This is a genomic window from Streptomyces beihaiensis, assembly GCF_026274175.1.
Taxonomy (GTDB): domain Bacteria; phylum Actinomycetota; class Actinomycetes; order Streptomycetales; family Streptomycetaceae; genus Streptomyces; species Streptomyces beihaiensis.
Map to the genome: position 1 here is coordinate 1 of NZ_JAPHNL010000131.1, position 6,776 is coordinate 6,776.

The window sequence follows — 6,776 nt, forward strand, 5'->3', positions numbered from 1 at the left end:
GGGCGGCGCGGTCGTCTCGGACGAGTTGCTCTTCGAGCCGGAGCTGGTGGTGCGCGGGTCGACCGGGCAGGCGCCCCCGAGGTCGCCACGGCCACCGTGGACGGGCTGCTCGACGGTACGCAGGGGCCGGGGCGCGGGCCGGACGGGGCGTTCACCGCGGACCTGCTCGTGATCCTGGACGCACCACAGCTGGACGTGGACCGGGGCGCCGCCCTCGTCGAGCTGCTCGCCGACGGGGCCAGGCTAGTGCTCAGCGGCGACCCGGCGACCCTGTGGTCGGCGGGGCCCGGCCGGGTCTTCGCTGACCTCCTGGCGGTCGGCGGCTGCCCCCGCATCGCCTCCCGTACGCCCGATCCCGGGCCGATCGGGGAGCTGGTCTCGGGCATCGGGATCGGGGAGCTGACGCAGGTGGAGGCGCCCGGCAAGGAAGTCGTGATCGTGCCGGTGCGGGACGCGGCCGAGGCGATCCACCGCACTGTCCAGCTCGTCGCCGACTCGGTGCCGCGCGCCATCGGTGTGCCCGCCGAGCAGACGCAGGTGATCACTCCCGGGCACGGCGGCGCGGCGGGCACGCGCGCGTTGAACGCGGCGCTCAAGGAGCGGCTCAACCCCGGCCCCGGGCGGTTCGGCGGTTTCGACCCCGGGGACCGGGTGGTGTACGTGCCGGGGCCGGGGCGGATCCGTCCCGGCCGGGTCGTCGGCGCGGACGCCGAGGGGCTGCACGTCGACTGTGCCGGGGGACCCGTCGTCGTGCCCAGGGAGCGCGTCGAGCGGGCCGTGCGGCACGGCTGGGCGGTCACCGCTCACCAGGCGGTGGGCCTGCGGTGGCCCGCGGCCGTGGTGGTGCTGCCGGGCGACGCGACGCAGGCGCTGAACCGTCCCTGGGTCTACACGGCGTTCGGCCGCGGCGAGCGGCACCTGTCGGTGGTGCACGGCGCGGACGCGGCGCTGCCGCACGCCGTGGCGGAGCTGACGGCGAAGCCCCGTACGACGCGCTTGCGCACGCTCGTCGGGGCCCAGCTGCCCACTTCGTAGGGCGGCCGGGCCCCGGCCCTGTGTCGCTTACCGGTCGGCCTCCTCCAGGGGCTCCGCCGCGCCGTCGGTCAGGGCCTCGTCGGCGTCCGAGGCGTCGTCGACCTCCTCGACCTCCTCGGCCATGTCGTCGTCGAGATCGTCTTCGAGGTCGTCGTCGAAGACCGCGCTCACGTCGAAGCGGCACACGACTCGCTGCGGGTCCACGGTGTCGAAGGGCGTCTCCAGCCACTCCCCCGGTTCCGACGGCTCGTCGGCGGCCGTGACCCACAGCGTGGAGTCGCCCTCCTCCAGACCGAACTCCTTGTGCCGGGAGGCGATCTCGTCGGGTTCGAACTCGCCGAAGAGCACGCCCAGCGCGGCGTGGACGCTTCCGGCGGCTCCGGTCTCGGAGCGGAGCTCCTCGTCCGGCGCCCCGTCGCGTCCCGCGTCGAGTTCGGCGACCCGCCCGGCCTGGGCGAGCAGACGCTGCGGCTCCGCCACCGCGTAGTCGCGGCGGATCAGCACGCTCAGGGCGTTCGGTTCCTCGGGCCCGGTGTACGGGGGCAGCGTGTCCTCGCCCCCGGGGATCTCGAAGGGAGTGACCTCGTCGTAGCGGTCGTAGAGGAGTTCGTCGTACTCCTCGGCCGCGACGGCGAGTTCGTTGAACGCTTCGTAGACGGCCGGGTCGTCCTCGCCCGACCGGCGCTCGACAGCCGCCAGGTGGCGGTCGAGCGCAGCCTTGACCGCCTCGGCGGCGGCGCGTACGTCGGCAGCGGTGGGCTGCGCAGCATCAGACATAGTGCAGACGCTATCCGTACCGGGCCACTGCCCGCACAATAGATGCGATGCCCGAATACGAATTTGTCGACGTGTACGTACCGCGCGGAGTCTCCCGCAAGGAGGCGACGCGCCTGCTGACGGACCACGCGGAGTACGGCCACTGGGAGTTGGACCGGCTCAGCCTGCGCCGTGACGGGAGCCGCCGCGTGCGGCTGCGGCGCCGGATCATCCGCCAGGTGCGGGCCACATGGTGACCTGAATCCGACGGCCCGGCCGCGCGGGGAGCGGGCTCCGCCGTCGCGGGCCCGCTCCGTCCTGCCTGTCTGAGTGCGGTCTCCGTCAGGCCGCCGACCTGGACCGCCGGTAGAGCAGCGCTCCGGCGAGCAGCGCGCCCGCGCTGAGCGGGATGAGCGCACCGACCGGCACGTCACTGCCCGTCTGCGCGAGCTGCGACTCGCCCACGGGCTGGGTGACGGTCTGAGTGCCGGGGCGGTTGGGGTGCCCCGGAGCGTGGTGCCCCGGATTGCCCGGGTTCGAGCCGTTCGGCGGGGAGCTCGGGGGTGAGCTCGGCGGCGTGGTGGGCGGCGACGACGGTGGCGTGGTGGGCGGCGAGGACGGCGGCGTGGTGGTGCCGCCTCCTCCCGGCGCGTTCGCGCAGTCGTCGCCCGTGGCCGGGTTGCCCAGAGCGGCCACGTCGACCGTGTTGCCGCAGACGTTCACCGGGACACCGATCGGCACCTGGACGGTGTTGCCGGAGCCGACGCCCGGCGAGTGGCTGGTGCCTCCCCCGGCGTGGGATCCGCCGCCCCCCTGGTGCGAACCGCCACCTCCCTGGTGCGAACCGCCGCTGCTGCCGCCGCCGCTGTTGCTGCCGCCGCCGCTGCCACCGTTGCCGGCGCCGCCGTTCGAGGCGTTGGAGCAGTCGTTGCCGACCGCCGGGTTGAGCAGTCCGATGACGTTGACCGTGTTTCCGCAGACGTTCACCGGTACGTCGACGGGGGCCTGGACCGTGTTGCCGGACAGGACGCCCGGCGAGTTCGACGAGCTTCCGCTCGCACCCGAATCCGCCTGAGCGTACCCCCCGGTGACGGCGAGCACTCCGGTCGCCGCCGCTACCGTGATCAGGCCCTTACGCGTGACCTGTCGCATAGTTTCCCTGCCTTAGCACTTTGCCTTCGCACCTTTGATCAGGTGCGGTGGAAATCCAATGCCCGTCGGCCCCGGAGTGCATGGCACGCACTCCGGGGCCGATGGGCTCAGACCCTCAAGGGGTGAGGCACATCAACGTCAGGCGTTGGTGCAGGTGTTGCCGAAGGCGGGGTTCAGCAGCCCGATCACGGAGACCGTGTTGCCGCAGACATTCACCGGGATGTGAATGGGCGCCTGGACGACGTTGCCCGAGAGCACGCCGGGGGAGTTCACGGCGGCACCCTGGGCACCGGCGTCGGCGGCGGCGATGCCCGCACCCGCGAGCACGAGACCACCAGTGGCAGCCGCAGCAGCGACGACCTTCTTGATCATTATTCCTCCTTGTTGGCAAATGCAGTCCCAGCCGCGGACTGCACTCTCTGTAACGAGGAGGGTGTGATGGGGCTACGAGCGTATGGTCCCTTTCACTCTTTTCAGTTAAGTACGCACAGGCGGTCGATTGTTGTGACGGTCGGCTGGTGTGATCAGGACGCGTCGATGAACCGGTCGAGCACCCGCACGCCGAACTTCAGGCCGTCGACCGGCACCCGCTCGTCGACACCGTGGAACATGCCCGCGAAGTCCAGCTCGGGCGGCAGCTTGAGCGGCGCGAAGCCGAAGCCGCGGATGCCGAGGTCGTCGAAGGACTTGGCGTCGGTACCGGCCGAGAGCATGTACGGCACGGCGCGGGCGACGGGGTCCTCCGCCTTGAGGGAGGTCTGCATGGCCTCCACGATGGCGCCGTCGAACGTGGTCTCCAGGGCCTTGTCGGCGTGCACGTCCTCGCGCTGGACGTTCGGGCCGAGGATCCGGTCGATGTCGGCGAGGAACTCCTCCTCGAAGCCCGGCAGGAAGCGGCCGTCGACATGGGCGGTCGCAAGGCCCGGAATGACGTTGACCTTGTAACCGGCGCCCAGCTGCGTCGGGTTGGCGACATTGCGCAGGGAGGCGCCGATGAGCTTGGCGACGGAGCCGAGCTTGGCGAGCGTCTCGTCCATGTTCTCGGGGTCGAGCTCGGTGCCCAGCGCGTCGCCCAGCTCGTCGAGGAACGCCCGCAGCGTCTTGGTGACGCGGACCGGGAACTCGTGCCGCCCCAGACGGCCGACGGCCTCGGAGAGCTCGGTGATCGCGTTGTCCTTGTGGATCATCGAGCCGTGCCCGGCGGTGCCGGCCACGGTCAGCTTCATCCAGTGCATGCCCTTCTGCGCGGTCTCGACCAGATAGAGCCGCAGTTGCTCGTTGACGGTGAGCGAGAAGCCGCCGACCTCGCTGATCGCCTCGGTGCAGCCCTCGAACAGGTCGGGGTGGTTGTCGACGAGCCAGCGGGCGCCGTACGTGCCGCCCGCCTCCTCGTCGGCGAGGAAGGCGAGGACGATGTCGCGCGGGGGCCTGCGGCCGGTGCGCAGCCGGTCGCGTACGACCGCGAGGGTCATCGCGTCCATGTCCTTCATGTCGACGGCGCCGCGGCCCCATACGCAGCCGTCGGCGACCTCGCCGGAGAAGGGGTGGTGCGTCCAGTCCGCGGCGTTGGCCGGGACGACGTCGGTGTGGCCGTGGATGAGCAGCGCGGGCCGCGAGGGGTCCTCGCCCTCGATGCGGGCGACCGTGGAGGCGCGGCCGGGGTGGGATTCGAAGATCTTGGGTTCGAGGCCGACCTCGGCGAGCTTCCCGGCCACGTACTCGGCGGCCTTCCGCTCGCCAGGACCCGAGTGGTCGCCGTAGTTGCTGGTGTCGATCTGGATCAGTTCACGGCAGAGGTCGACGACCTCGTCCTGCCCGGAGGCGGCCCTGCCCGTGCTCGGCTCGCTCACACCTGTTCCTCTCTTCCTGCGGTTGTGCCCATCCTCTCTCCCCGGCAGCCCGCGCCCAAGGCCGGAAGGGGTGGGAGGTGTGATCGAGCCACCTCGGATCCCTGGTAATGTTCTCTGTGTCGCCGCGGGGAACACCCCGCGAACAAGCGACAGACACCTTGTCCGGGTGGCGGAATGGCAGACGCGCTAGCTTGAGGTGCTAGTGCCCTTTATCGGGCGTGGGGGTTCAAGTCCCCCCTCGGACACAGAGAAAGACCCCGGCACTGCCGGGGTCTTCTGCTTTTCCGGGACCGGCCGGAACCGGTCAGGCCGGGGGCCGCACGTTCCACGCCGCGACGACCGGGCGGCCGTGCTCCGTGGAGAGGCGGCTGACCGTGCCGGTGGCCAGCTGGAAGAGGCGGCCTTCGGCGGGCGGGAGCCCGAGGCGGCGAGCGGTGACCACACGCAGGAAGTGGCCGTGCGCGACGAGGACGACGTCGCCCTCCCCCTGGGCGGAGTCGGCGGCGAGGGCCGCGTCCACACGGGCCAGGACCCGGTCGGCGCGGGCACCGACCTCGGCCGGGGACTCCCCCGGATGCCCGTCGGCGCCGCGCGGCACACCGTGCGTCCACAGGTCCCAGCCGGGCCGGGCGCGGTGGATCTCGCGGGTGGTGATCCCTTCGTAGGCCCCGTAGTCCCACTCCCTCAGGTCGGGGTCCTGGAAGGCGCCCGTCAGGCCCGCGAGGTCGGCGGTGCGGACCGCGCGTGCGGCGGGGCTGGTGAGCGCGAGAGCGAAGGGCCGTCCGGCGAAGAACGGGGCGAGGAACTTGGCCTGTTCCTCGCCCCGCCTGGTGAGGGGCTTGTCCGTCCAGCTGGTGTGCTGTCCGGACAGGCTCCACTCGGTTTCGCCGTGGCGGACCAGCAGGAGGTCGCCCATGGCGTGGATCATCCCTTTCGTGAGGAAGGCGACCCGGTCACTTCTTCTCGACCGCGTGGCCGCCGAACTGGTTGCGCAGGGCCGCGATCATCTTCATCTGCGGGGAGTCGTCCTGGCGGGACGAGAAGCGTGCGAAGAGGGAGGCCGTGATGGCCGGGAGGGGCACGGCGTGGTCGATGGCCGCCTCGACGGTCCAGCGGCCCTCGCCGGAGTCCTGGGCGAAGCCGCGCAGCCGCTCCAGGTGCTCGTCGTCGTCCAGGGCGTTGACGGCGAGGTCGAGCAGCCAGGAGCGGATGACGGTGCCCTCCTGCCAGGAGCGGAAGACCTCCCGGACGTCCGTCACGGAGTCGGCCGCCTCAAGAAGCTCCCAGCCCTCCGCGTACGCCTGCATCATGGCGTACTCGATACCGTTGTGGACCATCTTGGAGAAGTGGCCCGCGCCGACCTTGCCCGCGTGGACGTAGCCGTACTCGCCCTCGGGCTTGAGGGCGTCGAAGACCGGCTTGACGCGGGCGACGTGCTCGTCGGCGCCGCCGACCATGAGCGCGTAGCCGTTCTCCAGGCCCCACACGCCACCGGAGACACCGGCGTCGACGAAGCCGATGCCGCGCTCGGCGAGCTCGGTGGCGTGCTTCTCGTCGTCGGTCCAGCGGGAGTTGCCGCCGTCGACGACGATGTCGCCGTCGGAGAGAAGTTCCTTGAGCTCGTCGACGGTGGACTGGGTGGCGGCACCGGCGGGGACCATCACCCACACCACGCGCGGGCCTTCGAGCTTGTCGACGAGTTCCTTCAGGGACGCGACGTCGGAGATCTCGGGGTTGCGGTCGTAGCCGATGACGTCGTGGCCTGCGCGGCGGATGCGCTCGCGCATGTTGCCGCCCATCTTGCCGAGACCGATGAGACCAAGCTGCATGTCAGTTCACTTACCTTCGCGGGGATCTACGAGCTGCGAAATCAGGCCGTACGGCCGCGCAGGGCGCGGTACGTGGCGACCAGGGACTGGGTGGAGGCGTCGAGGCCGGGGACCTCGGCACCTTGGGTCAGGGCGGGTTCGACGCGCTTGGCGA

The 6,776-nt window shown here is 71.4% G+C and carries 7 protein-coding genes, 1 tRNA gene and 1 pseudogene; 3 read left to right on the forward strand and 6 right to left on the reverse strand.

All coding sequences use genetic code 11. From position 1 onward, the window contains the following. Window positions 1-1,035 (forward strand): annotated as a pseudogene (locus OFY01_RS13985) (DNA helicase RecD); the annotation flags it as partial. A 27-nt stretch (window positions 1,036-1,062) separates the two neighbouring features. Here the strand turns inward: OFY01_RS13985 and OFY01_RS13990 are convergent. Then, complete coding sequence (locus OFY01_RS13990; protein WP_266599767.1) at window positions 1,063-1,812, reverse strand: hypothetical protein; 750 nt, start codon at window positions 1,810-1,812, stop codon at window positions 1,063-1,065. A 47-nt stretch (window positions 1,813-1,859) separates the two neighbouring features. Between OFY01_RS13990 and OFY01_RS13995 the strand changes: the two genes are divergently transcribed. Continuing rightward, on the forward strand, window positions 1,860-2,048 hold the full coding sequence (locus OFY01_RS13995; protein ID WP_018535088.1) for a DUF5703 family protein: 189 nt from the start codon (window positions 1,860-1,862) through the stop codon (window positions 2,046-2,048). An 85-nt stretch (window positions 2,049-2,133) separates the two neighbouring features. On the opposite strand, the gene OFY01_RS32405 is transcribed toward OFY01_RS13995, so the two are convergent. The 3 genes from OFY01_RS32405 to OFY01_RS14015 form a co-directional block, all read right to left on the reverse strand. Further along, window positions 2,134-2,943, reverse strand: coding sequence for a chaplin (locus tag OFY01_RS32405; protein WP_323135510.1), 810 nt, complete (start codon window positions 2,941-2,943; stop codon window positions 2,134-2,136). A gap of 138 nt (window positions 2,944-3,081) precedes the next feature. Beyond that, window positions 3,082-3,315, reverse strand: a complete 234-nt coding sequence (gene chpH, locus OFY01_RS14010; RefSeq protein ID WP_266599774.1) for a chaplin ChpH — start codon at window positions 3,313-3,315, stop codon at window positions 3,082-3,084. A 152-nt stretch (window positions 3,316-3,467) separates the two neighbouring features. Continuing rightward, on the reverse strand, window positions 3,468-4,793 hold the full coding sequence (locus OFY01_RS14015; protein WP_266599776.1) for a M20/M25/M40 family metallo-hydrolase: 1,326 nt from the start codon (window positions 4,791-4,793) through the stop codon (window positions 3,468-3,470). A 160-nt stretch (window positions 4,794-4,953) separates the two neighbouring features. Between OFY01_RS14015 and OFY01_RS14020 the strand changes: the two genes are divergently transcribed. After that, window positions 4,954-5,038: transfer RNA gene (locus tag OFY01_RS14020), tRNA-Leu, on the forward strand. A gap of 59 nt (window positions 5,039-5,097) precedes the next feature. On the opposite strand, the gene OFY01_RS14025 is transcribed toward OFY01_RS14020, so the two are convergent. After that, window positions 5,098-5,709, reverse strand: a complete 612-nt coding sequence (locus tag OFY01_RS14025) for a histidine phosphatase family protein (RefSeq protein ID WP_266599778.1) — start codon at window positions 5,707-5,709, stop codon at window positions 5,098-5,100. Between the two features lie 37 nt (window positions 5,710-5,746). Beyond that, window positions 5,747-6,622, reverse strand: a complete 876-nt coding sequence (gene gnd / locus OFY01_RS14030) for a phosphogluconate dehydrogenase (NAD(+)-dependent, decarboxylating) (RefSeq protein WP_266599780.1) — start codon at window positions 6,620-6,622, stop codon at window positions 5,747-5,749. Window positions 6,623-6,776: the final 154 nt, after the last annotated feature.